Raw genomic sequence first — 19,993 nt, forward strand, 5'->3', positions numbered from 1 at the left:
AGTAGTCGCCCGTGCCCGGAAGTCAGGCATCGTTAACCCTGATTTCATTCCGGCTTGCGAAAATAGCCTCCGCCCGTCTCCCGACAAGAGTAGACCCAATGGCGTTCGCATTATTTCGGAAGCGCCTGCCGGATACGGCCGCACCGGCCCCAGCCCTGCAGGCTGCGCAGCCGGCGGCCGCGCCGGCCACCGAGGTCGATTCGGCCCGGGAAATCCTGGAACTGCTGGAACTCGAGCTCGGCGCCATGATCCGCCAGCTCGAGCGCGCGGCCAATTCGGTCGCGGGCGGCGCCGAGGCGACCGCGGCGACGCTTGCCGATATCCGCCAGCGTACCGATGCGCTGACCGGGCGGACCAACGCCGCGCAGTCGAACGCCTCGGGCTTTGCCCATGCCGCCGACAAGTTCACCCAATCCGCGCAAGGCATCGGCGCGCAGGTCCGCGAGGCCGGCAAGCTCGCCGATGAGGCCAGCGCCGCAGCACAAGAGGCCCGCGCCAATGTCGATCGCCTGCGTGAATCCTCCGCGGCGATCGGCAATGTCGTCAATCTGATCGCCCAGATCGCGCGGCAGACCACGCTGCTCGCGCTCAACTCCACCATCGAGGCCGCGCGCGCCGGCGCCGCCGGCAAGGGCTTTGCCGTCGTCGCCACCGAGGTCAAGGCGCTCGCGGTACAGACCCAGGGTGCCACCGAGGAGATCTCCAGGAAGATCGACGCACTGCAGCGCGACGCCGCCGGCTCCGCGGACGCGGTGCACCGCATCTCGCAGGCGATCGAGGCGATCCGCCCGGTGTTCGACACCGTCAACGGCGCCGTCGCCGAGCAGACCGCCACCACCGGCGAGGTCTCCGGCAACGCGGCCAGCGCATCGCAGTTCATCATCGCGGTCGGCGAAAGCGCGGCCGAGATCGACGCCGCGACCAAGGCCGCCGAGACCCATGGCGAGAACGTCGCCAGCGCCGGCAAGGCCGTGACGACCTTTGCCCAGAAGCTGAAATCGCGCTGCGCCGTACTGCTCCGCCAGAGCGAGCATGACGACCGCCGCAAGACCGAACGGCTGCCCTGCCACCTCAGATTCGAAACTCCGCGCGGCATGCTGCCGGTCTACGAGATCGCGATGGACGGCGTCTTGATCGGCGGTGCGGAAGCAGGCCGGCTGGCGCCGCAGGCGATCATCGACGGCAGCCTCGAAGACGTCGGCGCCTGCCGCCTGCGCGTGATCGAGCAGTCCAAGGCCGGCGCCCGCACGCAATTCGTCAGCCCGAACGCCGCGCAGCGCGAGAAGATCGAAGACAAGCTCTGGTCGATCCACGAGGAGAATACCGAGTTCGTCACCCGCGCGATGGAGGCCGGCACCGCGCTGACCCGGATTTTCGAGCAGGCCGTCGCGCGCGGCGAGGTCAGGATGGATGACCTCTTCGACACCGACTACGCCGAGATATCAGGCACCAATCCGCAGCAATACCGCACAAAATATCTGGACTGGGCCGACCGCGCGCTGCCGCCGTTCCAGGAAGCCTTTCTCGCCAAGGAACCGCGCATGGCGTTCTGCGCCATGGTCGACCGCAACGGCTTCCTGCCGGTGCACAACAAGATCTACTCGCATCCGCAGCGGCCGGGCGACGCCGCCTGGAACATGGCCAACAGCCGCAACCGCCGCATCTTCAACGATCCGGCGGGGCTGGCCGCGGCGCACAATTTGCGGTCGTACCTGATCCAGAGCTATGCGCGCGACATGGGCAACGGCAACACCGTGATGATGCGCGAGATCGACGTCCCGATCCGCGTGCAGGGCCGGCACTGGGGCGGATTTCGCACGGCTTACAAGCTGTAGGGCATGGTCCGAAAAAGTGTGCAGCGGTTTTTCGACAAGACCATGCCCAAACTCAAAAACTAAGGCGCGAATTGTGCCTTAGTGCGCTCTCGGGCAAGACGCGGCCCGCGAATCACGTCTTTAAGTGAAGTTGGAATGGGAATGCCGCGGAGGGCCGGCGAACGGCTCTGACTTGAGGAAGGCCGTAAATGTCCCTCGCCCAGCTTGCAGTCATGGACACCGGATCCAACCGGACGCTCGCCGAGCGGCTGATCGACCAGCTCGCCGACCGCATCGGCGGCCTCGGCGTCGAGCTCGCCGACATCGCCGGCAATGTGCAGGAGGTCGCCAACCGCGTCGCCAACCAGTCGGAGCGGTTCCATCACCTGCAGAAGACGGCGGAGACCATGGTCTCGGCCAACCACGATATCGCCAACGCCTCGCAGGCGGTGCAGTCGACCACATCGGCGGCGGTCGGCGAGATCGCGCAATCGCGCGGCGCGGTCGACACCGCGGTCAGCCATATCTCCGAGCTCGTCGCGGCCGTGGAACGGATCGAGGTGCGCCTCTCCGCCGTCGGCTCGGCGCTGGCGCAGGTCGCAAAAGTCTCCGGCTCGATCGAGGCGATCGCCAAGCAGACCAATCTGCTGGCGCTGAACGCAACGATCGAGGCCGCGCGGGCCGGCACTGCCGGACGCGGCTTTGCCGTGGTCGCAAGCGAGGTCAAGAACCTCGCCGAGGCAACCCGGCAGGCCACCCACCAGATCTCCGACACCGTGCGCGATCTCGACGGCCAGATCGAAGGCCTGATCGGCGAGAGCAGCGACGCGTCCCAGCGCGCGAAGACAGCCGGCGAAGGTGCCCAGCAGATTTCCGGCATCATCTCGCGCGTCCAGCAGGGCTTTGCCTCGGTGGAAGCCGAGATCGACAGCGTCACGCGTGCGGCGACCTCCAATCTCGGTCATTGCGACACCGTCATCAACGAGCTCAACGAGCTCGCCAAGGGCGTCGACCTTTCCTCGCGCGATCTCCGGAGCGCCGACCAGCGTGTCACGAAACTGCTCGATACCTCCGAGGGGCTGATCGCGCTGATTGCCGACAGCGGCGTGGAGACATCGGATGCGCCGCTAATCCGAATCGTCGTCGACACCGCCAAGCGGATCTCGGCCGAGTTCGAGGCCGCGGTCGATCGCGGCGAGATCACGCTCGACCAGCTCATGGATGAGAAATACCGGGAAATCGCCGGCACCGATCCCAAGCAGTACAACACCGCCTATGTCGACTTCACCGACCGGGTGCTGCCTGCGATCCAGGACCCGATCCAGAAGTCCGACCCCCGCATCGTGTTCTGCGTCGCCTGGGCCAAGGGCGGCTATTTGCCGACGCACAATCCCAACTACCGGCTGCCGCAAGGCAAGGACCCGGTCTGGAACAACGCCAATTGCCGCAACCGCCGCCTGTTCACCGACCGCGCGGTGAAGAAGGTCGCGGCCAACACAAAGCCCTTCCTGCTGCAGACGTATCGCCGCGACATGGGTGGCGGGCAATTCGTGCTGATGAAGGATTTGTCGTCGCCGATTACGGTCCGCGGCAAGCACTGGGGCGCATTCCGGATGGGTTTCCGGCAGGGCTGAATCAAAAGCCTCGAAAACAACCCCATGCACAGTAGCCGGGGTGCCAGTCGTCAACGACTGGCGCCGGCAGGCCACGACGTAGCTTGACTCGTCGGGCAAAACACCGGCATAATGCTATTATTCCGAAATCACGCAATCTCGTCGCCGCTGTCTCCAGCAGGAGGGAGCAGTCGCAGCCGACGTCTTGGCGACCGCCCGAGCAAGCGCCTCGTCCTTCGAGACGACCGCTTCGCGGTCTCCTCAGGATAAGGCTGAGCAGCGTCGGCGTCGTTTGAAATTGCTGCCGCGCACGCCGCCCTCATCCTGAGGGCCCGCCGCAGGCGGGCGTCTCGAAGGATGGCTGCGGGCGAGCTAACTGATCTCGTCGAAGCCGATCATCACCCGCCTTTCGCAATCGCACGAGTTTCGCCTTCGCACCGTTTTGCGAATTCGCACGGTGATGTGCGACGGCCATAGACGCCGATGATGCAAAAGCGTCAGAAAATGACGCGTATCATATCAATTAGCCCAAAACCGTTGCAGCTATTCCTGCACAAATTCGTGAACGTCATGGCCTGATGCTCCGGCAAAGCAAATATGCATTGCCGGAAATTTCGACGCTTCATCGTTTCACATCGGTATGATTATTGTCGCGCGCGAGCTCGCCAACTAGATCGCCGTAAGCGATCCGGCGAAGAAGGGGATGCATATGGCAACGACACTCACCATCAATGGCGAAACGAAATCCTTCGACGCGCCGCCCGAAATGCCGCTGCTGTGGGTGCTGCGCGACATCCTCGGCATGACCGGCACCAAGTTCGGCTGCGGCATCGCGCAATGCGGCGCCTGCACGGTGCATGTCGACGGCAAGGCGGTGCGCTCCTGCGTGCTGCCGATCAGCGCGGTCGCAAACCGCGCCATCACCACCATCGAGCACGTCGGCAGCACGCCGTCAGGCGCGAAGGTGCAGAAAGCCTGGTTAGAGGCCGAAGTGATCCAGTGCGGCTACTGCCAGTCCGGCCAGATCATGTCGGCCGCGGCGCTGCTGGCGGCAACGCCCAACCCTGACGATGCCGACATCGACGCGGCGATGGCCGGCAACATCTGCCGCTGCGGCACCTATGTGCGCATCCGCGAGGCCATCAAGCTCGCCGCCTCCGGCCGTCAATCGTGAGGTCCGCCATGAATGCACATCACAACGTCTCCCGCCGCGCGCTTCTGACCGGCGGCCTCGCCACCGGCTTCGTGCTCGCCTTCCATGTGCCGCTGCGCGCCGCGAACGAGCCGGTGCAGAAGGATGCGACCGAGGACAAGTTTGCGCCCAACGCTTTCATCCGGATCGACGAGACCGGCCGCACCGTGCTGATGATGCCGCAGGTCGAGATGGGCCAGGGCACCTACACCTCGATCTCCGCCGTGCTCGCCGAGGAGCTGGATGCCGACTGGAGCAAGGTCGAGGTGCAGCACGCGCCGCCCAACGACAAGCTCTACGCCAACCCGACCTTCGGCCTCCAGGTCACCGGCAACTCCAACTCGATCCGCGCCTGGTGGATGCCGCTGCGCAAGGCCGGCGCCACCGCGCGCGCGATGCTGGTGCAGGCAGCGGCCGCCCAGTGGGGCGTCGAGCCCGCAAGCTGCACGGCATCGAAAGGCGAGGTCGCGCATGCCGCGAGCGGCCGCAAGCTCGGCTATGGCGAGCTGGCGCTTGCCGCGCAGGGCCAGACGCCGCCGAAAGACGTCGCGGTCAAGGACCCCAAGGATTTCGTCCTGATCGGCCAGCCGCTGAAGCGGCTCGACACGCCCGACAAGGTCAACGGCAAGGCGCTCTACGGGATCGATGCGATCCTGCCTGACATGAAGATCGCCGCGATCGCCAATTGCCCGGTGTTCGGCGGCAAGGTCGGCAAGGTCGACGACAGCGCGGCGACGAAGATCGCCGGCGTGCGCAAGGTCGTCGTGCTCGACGACGCCGTCGCCGTGATCGGTGATCACATGTGGGCGGCGAAACAAGGCCTCGCGGCGCTCAAGATCGAGTGGAACGAGGGAGCGAACGCTGAGATTTCCACCAAGGACGTCTGGGACGATTTGCGCAAGGCCAGCGAGAAGGACGGTGCGATCGCGAAATCCACCGGCGATATCGCCAAGGCGCTCGCGACCGGCGACAAGTTCGAGGCGACCTTCGAATTGCCGTTCCTCGCGCATGCCTCGATGGAGCCGATCAACGCCACCGTACGGGTCACGAAAGACTCCTGCGAGATCTGGACCGGCACGCAGATCATGACGCGCGTGCAGTCGGAGGCGGCAAAGGCCGCAGGGCTTCCGGTCGACAAGGTGATCGTCAATCAGCACCTGCTCGGCGGCGGTTTTGGCCGCAAGCTCGAGCCGGACATGGTCATTGCCGCGGTGAAGATCGCAAAGCAGGTCGACTATCCCGTCAAGGTGATCTGGACCCGCGAGGAGGACATCCAGCACGACGTCTACCGTCCCGTTTATCGCGACCAGGTCACGGCGTCGCTGGTCGACGGCAAGGTGGCAGGCTGGAAGTACAAGGTCGCCGGCTCGGCCGTGTTGGCGCGCTGGCTGCCGCCGGCGTTCCAGAAGGGTATCGACATCGACGCGATCGACGCCGCGGTCGACGCACCCTATGATTTCGCCAACTTCCACGTCGAATATGTCCATGCCGAGCCGCCGGCGGTGCCGACCGGCTTCTGGCGCGGCGTCGGCCCGAACAACAACGTGTTCGCGGTCGAATGCGCCATGGACGAGCTCGCCCGCAAGGCCGGCAAGGATCCGATCGAATTCCGGAAGTCGATGCTGACCAAGAACCCGCGCATGCTCGCGGTGCTCAACCAGGTCGCTGAAAAGTCCGGCTGGGGCCAGCCGCTGCCGGCGCGCGTCGGCCGCGGCGTCTGCGTGCAGCCGTCCTTCGCGAGCTTCATCGCGACCGTGGTGGAAGCGGAGATCGACGACATCGGCGAGATCGTGCTTCGCCGCGTCACCTCGGTGGTCGACACCGGCATCGCTGTGAATCCCGATACGGTGAAGGCGCAGATCGAGGGCGGACTGATCTTCGGCCTCACCGCCGCGCTCTATGGCGAGATCACCATCGAGAAGGGCCGCGTGCAGCAGTCGAACTTCCACGACTACCGCATGATGCGCATCAACGAGACGCCGAAGATCGAGGTCATCGTCGTCAAGAGCGGCGAGGCGCCCGGCGGCATCGGCGAGGCCGGCGTCAATGCCGGACCGCCGGCGTTACGCAACGCGATTTACGCCGCAACCGGCGTGGCGCTGCGGCGCCTGCCGATCGACCGTAAACTCCTGGCTGCCGGGAGGAAGGCATGAGCCGGACAATGCGTATCCTTGCAAGCCTCGTCGTGATCGCCATCGTCGCGGTGGTATCAGGCGTCTTCATCATCCGCGGACCCGGTCCGCTCGATTTCGCCGGCGGCACCAGGGTTGCGCTGGCCGACTACCGCGCCGGCAAGCCCACGGGCGTGCCGGCCAAGCTGGAGAAAGCAAGCCTGGTCGAGCGCGGCGAATATCTGGCGAAGGCGGCCGACTGCATGGTCTGCCACACCAAGCCCGGCGAGAAGGATTACTCCGGCGGGCTCGCTTTCAAGCTGCCGTTCGGCACGCTCTATTCGACCAACATCACGCCCGACAAGGACACCGGCATCGGCAATTACAGCGACCAGGATTTTCTCAACGCGGTCCAGCGCGGCAAGCGGCATGACGGCGCCCGGCTCTATCCGGCCATGCCGTACACGTCCTACACCTATATGAGCGATGACGACGTGCTGGCGGTAAAGGCGTATCTGTTCAGTCTGCCGGCCGTGCGCGCCAAGGCGCCGGAGAACACACTGTCGTTCCCGTTCAACCAGCGCTGGGCGATGTTGTTCTGGTCGGCCGTGTTCAATCCGGACACGCGCTTTGCGCCCGACACGTCGAAGAGCCCGGAGTGGAACAGAGGTGCGTATCTCGCGGAAGCGCTCGCCCATTGCGGCGAGTGCCATACGCCGCGCAATCTCGGCTTTGCGCTCGACAACCGCAAGAAGTTCGCCGGCGCCATCACCGCCGGCTGGCACGCCTTCAACATCTCCTCCGACAAGGCCACCGGCCTCGGCAACTGGAGCGACGCGGATCTGATCGCCTATCTGTCGCTCGGCCATGCGCCGGGCCACGGCTCGGCCTCGGGTCCGATGGGCGAAGCTGTCGACCACAGCTTTAGCCAGTTCGCGCCGGAGGACATCCGCTCCATCGTTGCGTATTTGCGCAGCGTGCCGCCGGTGCCCTCGCCCGATCTTCCGGCCACCACGGCGCCGGTCGCGCCCGCCTCGCACAAGGACGGCGTGACGGCCGACGCACGCGGCAAGAAGGTGTTCGCCAGCGCCTGCGCCAGCTGCCATGGCTGGAGCGGCGAGAGCCCGGTGTCGCCGATGGCGACGCTCACCGGCACCTGGGCCGTCAATGACCCCGCCGCCACCAACGTCGCGCAGATCGTGATCTCGGGCACCAAGCGGCACACGCCCGACGGCGCGCTGTCGATGCCGGCGTTCGGCAATGCCTACACCGACGACGAGATCGCGGCGGTGGCGAACTACGTCACGGCGCGGTTCGGCACCAAGGGCTCGAAGCTGACGGCGAAGGACGTGGCGGAGCTGCGGGAGCAAACGGCGGAGTAGCGGATAGCAAGATTGACGCGCGATCGCGCGTCAATCTCCCCTGTCGTCCCGGACAAGCGCAGCGCAGATCCGGGACCCATACACCGCAGCAAGCGTTTGGCGAAGATGAGTAATGACCATCGCGCGTAACGACTGCTGCTGCGGCGTATGGGTCCCGGCTTTCGCCGGGACGACACTGAGGGTGTGGCCGCGCTCGTCAACTCACCATTCGGCAGCGGAATTGTGTGCGGCGAGATTGATGCGAGAGCGTGCACCTCAATCTGTCGTCCCGGACAAGCGAAGCGCAGATCCGGGACCCATACGCCGCAGCAAGAGTTTTGCGAAGACCCGGAGTGACCAGCTTCGCGCCACAACTTCTCCCTGGGGTTATGGGTCCCGGCCTTCGCCGGGACGACACCGATTGTATGGCGTTGGCTAAACCACAGCATCGGCGCGGACGCTTCACACGCCCGCGCCGATCTTTGTCCTCACGTAATCGCAATCGGGCAGCCGTTGCTGCCGGTGGCGCCCTTGATCGGGGCGGGCGCGAAGCAGTAGACGAACTGGTACTTCTTGTCGGCGATCAGATCGTCGAAGAAGAGGTTCTCGTGGTTGTGGATGCCGTGCTTGGTCTGGAGCTCGGCGTGGACCACGAAGGCGAGCGACTTGTCGGGATTGGGCACCACCTCGACCGCCCAGGTGTCGGCGCCGGTCAGCGAGAGATCCTTCTCGACCACCCATTTTGCGGCATCGAGGCCGATGCCGGGCTCGCCGCTGTTGAAGCGATCGTTGTTCTTCATCCACAGCGAGCCCCAGCCGGTGTGGAAGAAGATCGCGTCGCCTGGCTTGATGTCGGCTTCATTCATGTTCTGCTTGGCCAAGGCCGCCTTGATGTCGGCCGCTGATATCTCCTGCCCGGCGTCCATCATGCCGCCCTTGAGCGCGACCATGTCGACGAGATGGCCTCGGGTGAACAGCGGCTTGAGCTTCTCGACGCCGAGCTTCTTCAGGCCGTAGGCGTCGCTGATCTCCTGGGCAGTGAAGCCGTTGTAGAATTTCATCTCGCTCTTGTCGCCGTCCTTGCCCAGCTGGATGCCGATATGGCCGAGACCGTCGAACTGCGTGCCGGTCTGGCCGATCTCGGTGGTCAGGAATTCGTCGTGATAGACCATCTTGTTGTCGCCGAACGGGCCGCCGGTCGGGCTGCCGGGAATGCGCAGCGTGAACGCGCGCGGACCGAACAGCGGCATGCCACCTTCGTAGACACGGCCGATCTTGTAGATCTTGCCGTCCTTGATCCATTTTGCGGTGTCGAGGACTTTCTCGGGCGTGATGTGATTGGATGCGCCGCACTCATCGTCCTTGCCCCATTTCGACGGCCACCACGGCTTGTCGGTGCCCTTGGGCATGGAGGTTGCGGTCTGCGCCTGGGCTTCGCTGATCGGGGCGAGCGAGAACTTGCCGTGCATCGAGCCGGCGAGTGCGGCTCCGGCAACGCCGGCGATGCCCGCGGTGCGGAGCAGGGTCCGGCGATCTGTCGTGGAGCCGCTGTCGTCTTGATCTACGTTATTGATCTCATTAGACATTGCACCCTCCCAGGTTGTGGTCAGAATAAGCTCTGACTCTAAAATTGTTTCCGCCAGCCTCCTCCTCCGCTACGCTGTTGTCCAGCGGCAAAAATATGACGGTCGGCGCGCGAGCTTCCCATGAGCCTGTTCGAAAGCGACAAATCGGCGCAGCGGCTACCGGTATCGCTGATCACCGGCTTTCTCGGCAGCGGCAAGACCACGCTGCTCAATCGCCTGCTGCGCCACGACGACATGAAGGACAGCGCCGTCATCATCAACGAGTACGGCGAGATCAGCCTCGATCATCTGCTGGTCGAGCGCGTCGACGGCGAAGTCGCCGTGCTTGCGAGCGGCTGCATCTGCTGCACCATCCGCAGCGACCTCGAGCAGACGCTGCGAGACCTTCTGGTGAAGCGCGACCGCGGCGAGATCCCGCCATTCCGCCGCATCCTGATCGAGACCACCGGGCTCGCCGATCCCGCGCCGATCGTCCAGCTTCTGCTCAACAATCCGCTCGTCTCGCACTTCCTGCGGCTCGACGCGATCGTGACCACGATCGACGCCGTCAACGCATCGCATCAGCTCGACCGTCAATTCGAGGCGGTGAAGCAGGTCGCGCTGGCGGACCGGCTGCTGATCACCAAGCGCGATCTTGTCGAAGATATCGGCGCGCTGCAGTTGCGTCTACGCCAGCTCAATCCCGCCGCTGGAATCGAAACCGTCGATCACGGCGAGATCGATCCGGCCAACCTGTTCGGCGCCGGCCTGATCGATCCCGAGAAAAAAAAGATCGACGTCGCGCGCTGGCTCAATGAGCACGCCTTTACCGGGCCGCACGCGCATGCCGGTCATTCGCACCATGAGCACGCGCAGCATGACCATGATCATCATGATCACGACGCGTCCATCACCAGCTTCATGCTCGCGTTCGACGAACCGCTCGACTGGATGGCCGTGACGCACTGGCTCGCGCATTTGCGCAACGCGCGCGGCGCGGACCTCTTGCGGGTGAAAGGGATTCTCAATCTTCAGGACGAGCCGACGCCGATCGTGATCCATGGCGTGCACCATGTGTTTCATCCGCCGGTGGCGCTGGCTGCCTGGCCCGACGGCGATCGCCGCTCGCGCATCGTCTTCATCACACGCGGGATTTCGCGTTCCGACGTGCTGGACCTCTGGCAGGCGGTTCGCGCGGCGGCGTGACATCGTCGAAATGCGGGACGCTGCCTAACCCTCCCCTGGAGGGGGAGGGTCGGCTCATGTTGAGCGAAGCGAGACATGAGCCGGGGTGGGGTGACGGTCTCTCCACATCCAACAGTGCCCGTGGGGAGAGATCACCCCACCCCGCTCGCGCTGCGCGCGATCGACCCTCCCCCTCCAGGGGAGGGTGGCAGCCCACCACCTTTAGCGATCGAGAAAGATCGTGGGCACGGCGCAAGTGCGCCTTTGCCCACCCTACGATTTCTTCGCGGGGACGACAGCGAGTGTGTGGCGCGGCCGCTCAGCTCAACCAGAATTTCGGCGTCGCCGGCTCCAGCCTTCCCCCAACGCGCACCGGCGCGATCTTCAGCGCGAGGCCCGTCGCGTCATCCGTCTCGACCGCGACGCCGCTCAGCGTCGCCGCGCCCGCGGCCGGCTCGAAGCGGCCCGACGGAATCCCCGAGGTGAAGCGGCGCAGCGGCTCTTCCTTCTGCATGCCGATGATGGAGTCGTAGTCGCCGGTCATGCCGGCGTCGGTCATGTAGGCGGTGCCGCCGGTGAGGATCTGGTGGTCGGCGGTCGGCACATGCGTGTGCGTGCCGACGACGAGGCTGGCGCGGCCGTCGCAGAAGAAGCCGACGCCCTGCTTCTCGCTGCTCGCCTCGCAATGGAAGTCGACCACGATGGCGTCGGCCGCGACGCCGAGCGGGCAGGCGCCGAGCTCGCGCTCGAGCGCTGCAAAGGGATCGTCGAACGGGGTCATGAACACGCGCCCCAGCGCGTTGACGACGAGCGCATGCTTGCCGTTCTTGGTCTCGACCAGGGCGGCGCCACGGCCGGGCGTGCCGCGCGGATAGTTCGCCGGCCGCACCAGGCGTTCGGCGCGTTCGATGAACACGAGGGCTTCGCGCTGGTCCCAGGAATGATTGCCGAGCGTCACCGCGTCGGCGCCGGCCTCGATGAACTCCTGATAGATCGTCTCGGTGATACCGAAGCCGCCAGCCGAATTCTCGCCGTTGACGACGACGAAATCGAGCGACCAGTCCTTGACCATGCCGGGAAGATATTCGGCGATTGCATCGCGGCCGCTGCGGCCGACGACGTCACCCACGAAGAGAATGCGCAACTTCAGAACTCCGGAAATCAAACACGTCCGATTCCGTTAGCACATAATCCAGCGCCACGTCGTGCGATAGTGCAGGGACCGCCTTGATCTCCTGCGCTGCAAAAGCGAGCCCGATGCCGAGGATGTTCTTGGCCTTGCGCAGATGCGCGAAGGTGAAGTCGTAATGCCCCGCACCATAGCCGATGCGGTGGCCGAGACGGTCGAACGCCGCGAGCGGCGTCAGCATGATGTCGGGGATGACCTCGGCGGCGGCCGGCGACGGCTCGGGAATGCCGAGCGGGCCGAGCATCAGGCGGTCGTTCGGATGGAAGATGCGGAAGACCAGTGACTGGCCGCGCGCGGTGACGCAGGGCAACGCGAGCTTCGCGCCATCCTCGGCGAGCTTCTTCAGCAGCGGCATCGGATCGATCTCGCTGCGGATCGGCGAGTAGCCGGAGACGATGGTGCCGGGAACGAGCTCGAACGGCAGCCCGCGCTTGGCGAGTTTTGCAGCGGCGGCGGTGCGCTTCTTCTCGCTCAGCGCATCACGTGCCGCGAGGGCCTTGGCACGGAGTTCGGATTTGGTGTTGGTCATGTGCGCTTGCTCCGAAGGCGGAGCCTTGCTCCGCCGTCATCGCCCGCGGAAGCGGGCGATCCAGTATTCCAGAGACGCCAGTGATCAAACATCGACGCCGCGGCGTACTGGATGCCCCGGTCCCCCGTGCGCAATTGCGCACTAGGCCGGGGCATGACACTGCCGGTTTGTCGTGGACGGCCATTCGACAAGAACGCATTGCCAGCAAACAAAAGTGCGAAGCCGCGGACGCCGTTGAAGCACTCGATCCCGGAGTTCCCTACGAAAGTAGGTGGGCACCATATGTCCGAGCCCACGGGCCCGGCCAGGGACAGTTCCCTAAAGGATCGATAAGGCCCCGGGGATATATGGCTCCGGACGCGCGTCGCAGCCTCGCCGTCGCAATGTAACAACGATACTGACGAATCGCCAGCCCGGTAACTGTCGCACTGGCGCGGCGTTCACAGTCTCACCCTCCCCTGGAGGGGGAGGTGGACCTCAGCCGATCGCGATTCCATTCCCGACGGTCCGATTCAGGACCTGGGTCGACTTCTCGATGCGCTCGGCGGCGGCGTTGAGGGCGTTGACCACGGCGGTCTGGGTCATCCGGGCGCGCTCGACGGCGGCGTTGCGGAAATCCCTAAGCTCGACCAGCTCCTGCTCCATGGTGCGGATACGGTTGCCGGCGTCGACCAGCTCGTCGCAGACGGTCAGCGCCGCCATCACGGTGAGGCGCGCATCGCCGATCTCGCCGAATTTTCCGCGCAGCGACTGAATCCGCGTCTCCAGGCCTTCGGCGAGCTTCAACAGCCGCACCTCCTGGCCCTCCTCGCAGGCCATGCGGTATTGCCGGGCGTTGATGGTGACGTTGATGTGGCTCATCCGTCCTCTCCGGTATCGAGCACCGAACGTATCGTGACGATCGCGGAATCCAGCCGATCGGAGATCTCGCGGTTGGTGCGCTCGAGCTTGCGCGCCTTCACCAGCGCACCGTCGAGCTCGTCGGCAAGCCGCGAGCGGTCCGCGCCCAGCGCCTGGATTCGCGTCGCGAGCTCATTCTCGTCGCGATCGGCATCGCGCCGTCGCTCGACCGCGCTTTCGAGCGCGTCGAGAGCCGCCGTGAGCCTGCGGGTCGCGATCTCGATCTCGACGGCGGAGGACTCCGTCATGGCAGCGCTATTGGATACGCGATCGTTCATGCAGTCAGCGGCGGAACCTGTGGGCCTGACCCGTGGCCTTTACCTCGGAGCTTGCCGCCCGGCAAAAGACTCGGTTCGGCAAGCGGTTAGAAGCAGAAATTTACGTGGCAAGCTAGCCGAGCGCAACGTCGCCGCGAAACTATGCACTGCTAAGCAACTTTTACGGCCAAACCGGCGTTTGATTGCCTTGGCCTGCCGGAACCGAGATGCTATCCCACCCGCGACCCCAGCGGCCGAAAGGCTCCTTCCAGCGCGGCGAAGACAGCCACAAGCGCCTCATTTCAGACGGATTTCAGACATGACGCAGGTCGACCCCAACCGTATGGCCAATGCGATCCGCGGCCTCTCGATGGACGCTGTCGAGAAGGCGAAGTCGGGCCATCCCGGCCTGCCGATGGGCGCCGCCGACATCGCCACGGTGCTGTTCACGCAGTTCCTGAAATTCGACGCCGCCGTCACCGACTGGCCCGACCGCGACCGCTTCGTGCTCTCGGCCGGCCATGGCTCGATGCTGCTCTATTCGCTGCTGTACTTGACCGGCAACACCGCGATGACGCTGGACCAGCTCAAGCAATTCCGCCAGCTCGGCGGATTGACGCCGGGTCACCCCGAGAACTTCCACACCAAGGGCATCGAGACCACCACCGGCCCGCTCGGCCAGGGCATCTCGACCGCGGTCGGCATGGCGCTCGCCGAGAAGATGCTCGCCGCCGAGTTCGGCAAGAAGATCGTCGACCACCACACCTACGTGCTCGCTTCCGACGGCGACCTGATGGAAGGCGTGTCGCAGGAAGCGATCGCGATGGCCGGCCACTGGAAGCTCGGCAAGCTGATCGTGCTCTACGACGACAACGGCATCTCGATCGACGGCCCGACCTCGATCGCCGATTCCGTCGACCAGGTGAAGCGCTTCAAGTCTGCGGGGTGGGCCGCCGAGAAGATCGACGGTCATGACCAGGTCGCGATCGCGGCTGCGATCACCCGCGCGCAAAAGTCCAACAAGCCGACGCTGATCGCCTGCCGCACCACCATCGGCTTCGGCGCGCCGCACAAGGCCGGCACCGCGAAGGCGCATGGCGAAGCGCTCGGCGCCGACGAGCTCAAGGCCGCCAAGGAAAATCTCGGCATCTCGCTCGAGCCGTTCTCGGTGCCAGATGACGTGCTGAAGGCCTGGCGCGCAGCCGGCAGCCGCGGCGCCGTGGCACGACAGGAATGGGAAGGCCGGCTCGGTGAGCTCGGCAGCCGCAAGCGCGCCGAGTTCGAGCGCCGCCTGCGCCATGAGCGTCCGGCCTCGCTCGCCAAGGCCGTGCGCGCCTACAAGAAGGAGCTCTTGGAAAAGCCGCTTGTCGCGGCGACCCGCAAGTCGTCGGAAGCCGTGATCGAGGTGATCGCCGGCGCGATGCCGATGGAATTCCTCGCCGGCTCCGCCGACCTCACCGGCTCCAACAACAACAAGGCGAAGTCGGCGACCGCCTTCTCCGCCAAGACGCCGAAGGGCCGCTTCATCCATTACGGCATCCGCGAGCACGGCATGTGCGCCGCGATGAACGGCATCTTCCTGCACGGCGGCTTTGCGCCGAACGGCGCGACCTTCCTGGTGTTCACCGACTACGCGCGGCCCGCGATGCGCCTCGCCGCGCTGATGGGCACCGGCGTCGTCTACGTGATGACGCATGACTCCATCGGCCTCGGCGAAGACGGCCCGACCCATCAGCCGGTCGAGCATCTCGCAGCGCTTCGCGCCATTCCGAACATGCGCGTGTTCCGCCCCGCCGATTCCATCGAGGTCGCCGAGTGCTGGGAGCTCGCGCTCAATCGCATCGACGGCCCGACCGTGCTGGCGCTGACGCGGCAGAACCTGCCGCAGCTCCGCACCAATGCACCGAACGACAACCCTTGCGCGGCCGGCGCCTACGAGCTGGTCGCCGCCGAGGGCGAAGCCAAGGCGACGCTGTTCGCCTCCGGCTCCGAGGTCGAGATCGCGGTGGCCGCCCAGAAGCAGCTCGCCGAACGCGGCATCCCGTCGCGGGTGGTCTCGGTGCCCTCGCTCGAGCTGTTGTTAGCGCAACCAGAGGCCAAGCGTGCCGCCATCATCGGCAATGCGCCGGTGAAGGTCGCGATCGAGGCCGCGGTGCGCTGGGGCTGGGATGCCGTGATCGGCCAGGATGGCGAATTTATCGGCATGCATTCGTTCGGCGCGAGCGCGCCGGCGAAGGACCTTTACAGGCATTTCGGCATTACCGCCGAGGCCGCGGTTAACGCTGTGCTGAAGCGCGTTAGCTGAGAGTTGAGCTTGCCAAAAAAAAGGACTACGTAATCTCTCATATGATCAAGCACCGCCCGGCCGAACCGGGCGTCCGCCCCTAAAAAACCCTCGCAGGCGCGTAACTCGCGCGTTGTGCGGGAAGACTAGGCGTTATCGAGCCCGTCATTGAACGGTCATAAGGAGATGAAACATGGCAGTCCGCGTCGGAATTAACGGTTTTGGCCGCATCGGCCGCAACATCCTGCGGGCTATCGCCGAGTCCGGCCGCAAGGACATCGAGGTCGTCGGCATCAACGACCTCGGTCCGGTCGAGACCAACGCCCATCTCCTCCGCTTCGACAGCGTCCATGGCCGCTTCCCCGGCACCGTGACGGTCGATGGCGACTCCATCAATCTCGGCAGCGGCAAGATCAAGGTGACCGCCGAGCGCGATCCCTCAAAACTGCCCTGGAAGGATCTCGGCGTCGACATCGCGATGGAATGCACCGGCATCTTCACCGCGAAGGACAAGGCCTCCGCGCATCTCGCCGCCGGCGCCAAGCGTGTGCTGGTCTCGGCTCCGGCCGACGGCGCCGATGCCACCATCGTCTACGGCGTCAACCACGACACGCTGACCAAGGACCACATGGTGGTCTCCAACGGCTCCTGCACCACCAACTGCCTGGCGCCGGTCGCCAAGGTGCTGAACGACCTCGTCGGCATCGAGACCGGCTTCATGACCACGATCCACGCCTACACCGGCGACCAGCCGACGCTGGACACGCTGCACAAGGATCTCTATCGCGGCCGCGCGGCTGCGATGTCGATGATCCCGACCTCGACCGGCGCCGCCAAGGCGATCGGCCTCGTGCTGCCCGAGCTGAAGGGCAAGCTCGACGGCGTCTCGATCCGCGTGCCGTCGCCGAACGTCTCGGTCATCGATCTCAAGATCGTCGCCAAGCGCGCCACCGACGCCAAGGAAATCAACGCGGCGATGAAGCGCGCCTCGGAGCAGCAGCTCAAGGGCATTCTCGGCTACACCAATCAGCCGAACGTCTCGATCGACTTCAACCACGACCCGCACTCCTCGACCTTCCACGAGGACCAGACCAAGGTGCAGAACGGCACGCTGGTGCGCGTGATGTCCTGGTACGACAACGAGTGGGGTTTCTCGAACCGCATGGCGGACACCGCCGTTGCATTCGCGAAGGTGATCTAAGGGGAGCGTTATGCTTCCTGCCTGGATCGGAATTCCTGGCGTCATCCTGCTGTTCGCATTGATCGCGTATGGCATGCGCCAAGGAGACAAGGTAACGACCAGGCAGGAAGGCAATCCACCCGAGCGCGATGGTTAGTAGCGTCGCCAGCTAACGAGTAATCAGGACATGGCCAAATTCCGCACCCTCGACGACGTCGACGTGAAGGGCAAGCGCGTGCTGCTGCGCGTCGATCTCAATGTGCCCATGGACAATGGCCGCGTCAGCGACGCGACCCGGCTCGAGCGCGTCGCGCCGACCATCAATGAAATTGCGGACAAGGGCGGCAAGGTCATCCTGCTCGCGCATTTCGGCCGGCCGAAGGGCCGCGATCCCAAGGAATCGCTCAAGCCCGTGGCGGAAGCGCTCTCGAAGGTCGTGAAGAAGCCCGTCGCGTTTGCCGACGATTGCATCGGCGAGCCCGCGGCCAGCGCCGTGGCGGCAATGAAGGACGGCGACATCCTCTGTCTGGAAAACACCCGTTTCCACAAAGAGGAAGAGAAGAACGATCCCGCCTTCGTCGCGGAACTGGCGAAGCTCGGCGACATCTGGGTCAGCGATGCGTTCTCCGCGGCGCACCGCGCCCACGCCTCGACCGAAGGTCTCGGCCACAAGCTGCCGGCCTATGCCGGCCGCACCATGCAGGCCGAGCTCGACGCACTGGAAAAGGCGCTGGGCTCGCCGACCAAGCCGGTCATCGCGATCATCGGCGGCGCAAAAGTCTCGACCAAGATCGACCTGCTCGAAAACCTCGTCAACAAGGTTGACGCGCTCGTGATCGGTGGCGGCATGGCCAACACCTTCCTGCACGCCCAGGGCGTCGGCGTCGGCAAGTCGCTGGCCGAGAAGGATCTCGCGCCCACTGCGCTGCGCATCATGGAGAAGGCGGAAGCCGCCAACTGCGCCATCATTTTGCCGGTGGACGCCACCGTCGCGTATCACTTCGCCGCCAACGCGCCGTCGCACGCCTACGGGCTCGATGCGATCCCGGCCGACGGCATGATCCTCGATGTCGGCCCGCAGTCGATCGCGCGCATCCACGCCGCCATCGACGACGCCGCCACGCTGGTCTGGAACGGGCCGCTCGGCGCCTTCGAGATGCAGCCGTTCGACCGCGGCACGGTCGCGGCCGCCAAGCACGCCGCCGAGCGTACCAAGGCGAAAAAGCTGATCTCGATCGCAGGCGGCGGCGACACCGTTGCGGCCCTCAACCAGGCCCAAGTGGCCGGTCAGTTCACCTATGTCTCGACCGCCGGTGGCGCATTTCTTGAATGGATGGAGGGCAAGCCCCTGCCCGGCGTCGAAGTTCTGCGCATCAAGTAATCAGACGGCAAGAAACAAGCGGCCCTGAGGCCCGAACGGAGAAAAAGACAGATGGCTCGGATCACGTTGCGTCAATTGCTCGACCATGCTGCGGAGAACGATTACGGCGTCCCGGCCTTCAACATCAACAACATGGAGCAGGCGCTGGCGATCATGGACGCGGCCAACCAGGTCGACGCGCCCGTCATCATCCAGGCCTCGCGCGGTGCGCGCTCCTACGCCAACGACGTCATGCTCAAGCACATGATGGACGCGGTCACCGAGATCTATCCGCACATTCCGGTCTGCGTGCATCTCGACCACGGCAACGAGGCCGCGACCTGCATGACCGCGATCCAGGCCGGCTTCACCTCTGTCATGATGGACGGCTCGCTCAAGGCCGACGGCAAGACCCCCGGCGACTGGACCTACAATGTCGGCGTCACCAAGACCGTGACCGACATGGCCCATCTCGGCGGCATCTCGGTCGAGGGTGAGCTCGGCGTGCTCGGCTCGCTCGAGACCGGCATGGGCGACAAGGAAGACGGCCACGGCGCCGAAGGCAAGCTGAGCCACGACCAGCTCCTGACCAATCCCGACGAGGCCGTGAAGTTCGTCCAGGAGACCAAGGTCGACGCGCTCGCGATCGCGATGGGAACGTCGCACGGCGCGTACAAGTTCACCCGCAAGCCGGACGGCGACATCCTCGCCATGAACGTGATCGAGGAGATCCACCGCAAGCTGCCCAACACGCATCTGGTGATGCACGGCTCCTCCTCGGTGCCGCAGGACCTGCAGGACATCATCAACGCCTATGGCGGCAAGATGAAGCCGACCTGGGGCGTGCCGGTCGCCGAGATCCAGCGCGGCATCAAGCACGGCGTGCGCAAGATCAACATCGACACCGACAACCGCATGGCCATGACCGGCCAGATCCGCAAGGTCCTCAAGGACAATCCGGAAGAGTTCGATCCGCGCAAGTACCTGAAGCCGGCAATGGAAGCCATGACCAAGCTGTGCAAGCAGCGGCTCCAGGAGTTCAACACCGCCGGCCAGGCCGCCAAGTTCAAGAAGATCCTGACCCCCGCCGACATGGCCAAGCGCTACGCCAAGGGCGAGCTGGACCCCCGCGTCGCGTAAGCGATCGCGTGGGTGGCGTAAGGCCGGTACGCTCTATCGTCTCACTCGCCCCGCTCTTCGCGGAGAGAGGGCGGGGTGAGGGTCTCCCTTCGCGCGTTGTGCTCTATCGCCAGACCTGTACCCCTCACCCGGAACGCACCGGACGATGCTTCGCATCGCCGGGAGCGATCCGACCTCTCCCCGCAAGCGGGGCGAGGTGAAAGGGCGCCCAGCCGGGCCAGCCATTTACCCGACGACCTCCCCCCTTTACCCTGCGACCAACGTTAACTCGGCAATTGCCCGAGAACCGTCTATTTTCACAGGCAAGGGCAGA

At 65.1% G+C, this 19,993-nt stretch carries 15 protein-coding genes and 1 other RNA gene; 10 read left to right on the forward strand and 6 right to left on the reverse strand.

Translation table 11 applies throughout. The annotated features are described in order from the left end of the window. The first annotated feature begins 98 nt into the window (after positions 1-98). From NLM32_RS38900 to NLM32_RS38920, 5 genes are all read left to right on the forward strand, one after another. Complete coding sequence (locus NLM32_RS38900) at positions 99-1,835, forward strand: methyl-accepting chemotaxis protein (protein WP_254133961.1); 1,737 nt, start codon at positions 99-101, stop codon at positions 1,833-1,835. A gap of 188 nt (positions 1,836-2,023) precedes the next feature. Then, a complete protein-coding gene (locus NLM32_RS38905; protein WP_254133962.1) occupies positions 2,024-3,448 on the forward strand; it encodes a methyl-accepting chemotaxis protein in 1,425 nt (474 codons plus the stop codon). Positions 3,449-4,136: 688 nt separating this feature from the next. Continuing rightward, positions 4,137-4,601, forward strand: a complete 465-nt coding sequence (locus tag NLM32_RS38910; RefSeq protein WP_254133963.1) for a (2Fe-2S)-binding protein — start codon at positions 4,137-4,139, stop codon at positions 4,599-4,601. 8 nt (positions 4,602-4,609) lie between these two features. After that, complete coding sequence (locus tag NLM32_RS38915; RefSeq protein WP_254133964.1) at positions 4,610-6,772, forward strand: molybdopterin cofactor-binding domain-containing protein; 2,163 nt, start codon at positions 4,610-4,612, stop codon at positions 6,770-6,772. Continuing rightward, positions 6,769-8,112 carry a cytochrome c gene (locus NLM32_RS38920; protein WP_254133965.1) on the forward strand — a complete coding sequence of 448 codons (1,344 nt, stop codon included), beginning with the start codon at positions 6,769-6,771 and terminating at the stop codon, positions 8,110-8,112. The genes NLM32_RS38915 and NLM32_RS38920 overlap by 4 nt, the downstream gene beginning before the upstream one ends. 467 nt (positions 8,113-8,579) lie before the next feature. On the opposite strand, the gene NLM32_RS38925 is transcribed toward NLM32_RS38920, so the two are convergent. Then, the gene (locus NLM32_RS38925) at positions 8,580-9,677 is read right to left on the reverse strand and encodes a cyclase family protein (RefSeq protein WP_254133966.1); all 1,098 of its coding nucleotides are present in this window, start codon (positions 9,675-9,677) and stop codon (positions 8,580-8,582) included. A 120-nt stretch (positions 9,678-9,797) separates the two neighbouring features. Here NLM32_RS38925 and NLM32_RS38930 point away from each other — a divergent pair, with 120 nt between their 5' ends. Next, complete coding sequence (locus NLM32_RS38930) at positions 9,798-10,862, forward strand: GTP-binding protein (protein WP_254133967.1); 1,065 nt, start codon at positions 9,798-9,800, stop codon at positions 10,860-10,862. 298 nt (positions 10,863-11,160) lie between these two features. On the opposite strand, the gene NLM32_RS38935 is transcribed toward NLM32_RS38930, so the two are convergent. The 5 genes from NLM32_RS38935 to NLM32_RS38955 form a co-directional block, all read right to left on the reverse strand. Further along, a complete protein-coding gene (locus tag NLM32_RS38935; RefSeq protein WP_254133968.1) occupies positions 11,161-11,985 on the reverse strand; it encodes a TIGR00282 family metallophosphoesterase in 825 nt (274 codons plus the stop codon). After that, a complete protein-coding gene (locus NLM32_RS38940) occupies positions 11,963-12,559 on the reverse strand; it encodes a 5-formyltetrahydrofolate cyclo-ligase (protein WP_254133969.1) in 597 nt (198 codons plus the stop codon). Before NLM32_RS38940 ends, NLM32_RS38935 begins: the two co-directional genes overlap by 23 nt. A gap of 215 nt (positions 12,560-12,774) precedes the next feature. Continuing rightward, positions 12,775-12,935: non-coding RNA, 6S RNA (gene ssrS / locus NLM32_RS38945), on the reverse strand. Positions 12,936-13,036: 101 nt separating this feature from the next. Next, complete coding sequence (locus tag NLM32_RS38950) at positions 13,037-13,420, reverse strand: cell division protein ZapA (protein WP_254133970.1); 384 nt, start codon at positions 13,418-13,420, stop codon at positions 13,037-13,039. Then, on the reverse strand, positions 13,417-13,737 hold the full coding sequence (locus NLM32_RS38955; RefSeq protein WP_375143609.1) for a DUF4164 domain-containing protein: 321 nt from the start codon (positions 13,735-13,737) through the stop codon (positions 13,417-13,419). Before NLM32_RS38955 ends, NLM32_RS38950 begins: the two co-directional genes overlap by 4 nt. 298 nt (positions 13,738-14,035) lie before the next feature. Between NLM32_RS38955 and tkt the strand changes: the two genes are divergently transcribed. The 4 genes from tkt (at position 14,036) to fba (ending at position 19,680) form a co-directional block, all read left to right on the forward strand. After that, positions 14,036-16,021 (forward strand): transketolase, encoded by a 1,986-nt coding sequence (gene tkt / locus NLM32_RS38960; RefSeq protein WP_254133971.1) that lies wholly within the window; start codon positions 14,036-14,038, stop codon positions 16,019-16,021. A 172-nt stretch (positions 16,022-16,193) separates the two neighbouring features. Further along, entirely contained in the window at positions 16,194-17,201 is a 1,008-nt protein-coding gene (gene gap, locus NLM32_RS38965) for a type I glyceraldehyde-3-phosphate dehydrogenase (protein WP_254133972.1), read from the forward strand. Positions 17,202-17,367: 166 nt separating this feature from the next. Next, positions 17,368-18,561 (forward strand): phosphoglycerate kinase, encoded by a 1,194-nt coding sequence (locus NLM32_RS38970; protein ID WP_254133973.1) that lies wholly within the window; start codon positions 17,368-17,370, stop codon positions 18,559-18,561. Between the two features lie 51 nt (positions 18,562-18,612). After that, positions 18,613-19,680 carry a class II fructose-bisphosphate aldolase gene (gene fba / locus NLM32_RS38975; protein WP_254133974.1) on the forward strand — a complete coding sequence of 356 codons (1,068 nt, stop codon included), beginning with the start codon at positions 18,613-18,615 and terminating at the stop codon, positions 19,678-19,680. Positions 19,681-19,993 lie beyond the last annotated feature (313 nt).

Source organism: Bradyrhizobium sp. CCGUVB14 (assembly GCF_024199935.1).
In the GTDB taxonomy this organism is placed as follows: Bacteria; Pseudomonadota; Alphaproteobacteria; order Rhizobiales; family Xanthobacteraceae; genus Bradyrhizobium.

Bases quoted from the DNA above. Each gene is read 5' to 3' on its own strand.
- NLM32_RS38900 (WP_254133961.1), top strand. From the start codon at position 99: ATGGCGTTCGCATTATTTCGGAAGCGCCTGCCGGATACGGCCGCACCG.
- NLM32_RS38905 (WP_254133962.1), top strand. From the start codon at position 2,024: ATGTCCCTCGCCCAGCTTGCAGTCATGGACACCGGATCCAACCGGACG.
- NLM32_RS38910 (WP_254133963.1), top strand. From the start codon at position 4,137: ATGGCAACGACACTCACCATCAATGGCGAAACGAAATCCTTCGACGCG.
- NLM32_RS38915 (WP_254133964.1), top strand. From the start codon at position 4,610: ATGAATGCACATCACAACGTCTCCCGCCGCGCGCTTCTGACCGGCGGC.
- NLM32_RS38920 (WP_254133965.1), top strand. From the start codon at position 6,769: ATGAGCCGGACAATGCGTATCCTTGCAAGCCTCGTCGTGATCGCCATC.
- NLM32_RS38925 (WP_254133966.1), bottom strand. From the start codon at position 9,677: ATGTCTAATGAGATCAATAACGTAGATCAAGACGACAGCGGCTCCACG.
- NLM32_RS38930 (WP_254133967.1), top strand. From the start codon at position 9,798: ATGAGCCTGTTCGAAAGCGACAAATCGGCGCAGCGGCTACCGGTATCG.
- NLM32_RS38940 (WP_254133969.1), bottom strand. From the start codon at position 12,559: ATGACCAACACCAAATCCGAACTCCGTGCCAAGGCCCTCGCGGCACGT.
- NLM32_RS38950 (WP_254133970.1), bottom strand. From the start codon at position 13,420: ATGAGCCACATCAACGTCACCATCAACGCCCGGCAATACCGCATGGCC.
- NLM32_RS38955 (WP_375143609.1), bottom strand. From the start codon at position 13,737: ATGAACGATCGCGTATCCAATAGCGCTGCCATGACGGAGTCCTCCGCC.
- tkt (WP_254133971.1), top strand. From the start codon at position 14,036: ATGACGCAGGTCGACCCCAACCGTATGGCCAATGCGATCCGCGGCCTC.
- gap (WP_254133972.1), top strand. From the start codon at position 16,194: ATGGCAGTCCGCGTCGGAATTAACGGTTTTGGCCGCATCGGCCGCAAC.
- NLM32_RS38970 (WP_254133973.1), top strand. From the start codon at position 17,368: ATGGCCAAATTCCGCACCCTCGACGACGTCGACGTGAAGGGCAAGCGC.
- fba (WP_254133974.1), top strand. From the start codon at position 18,613: ATGGCTCGGATCACGTTGCGTCAATTGCTCGACCATGCTGCGGAGAAC.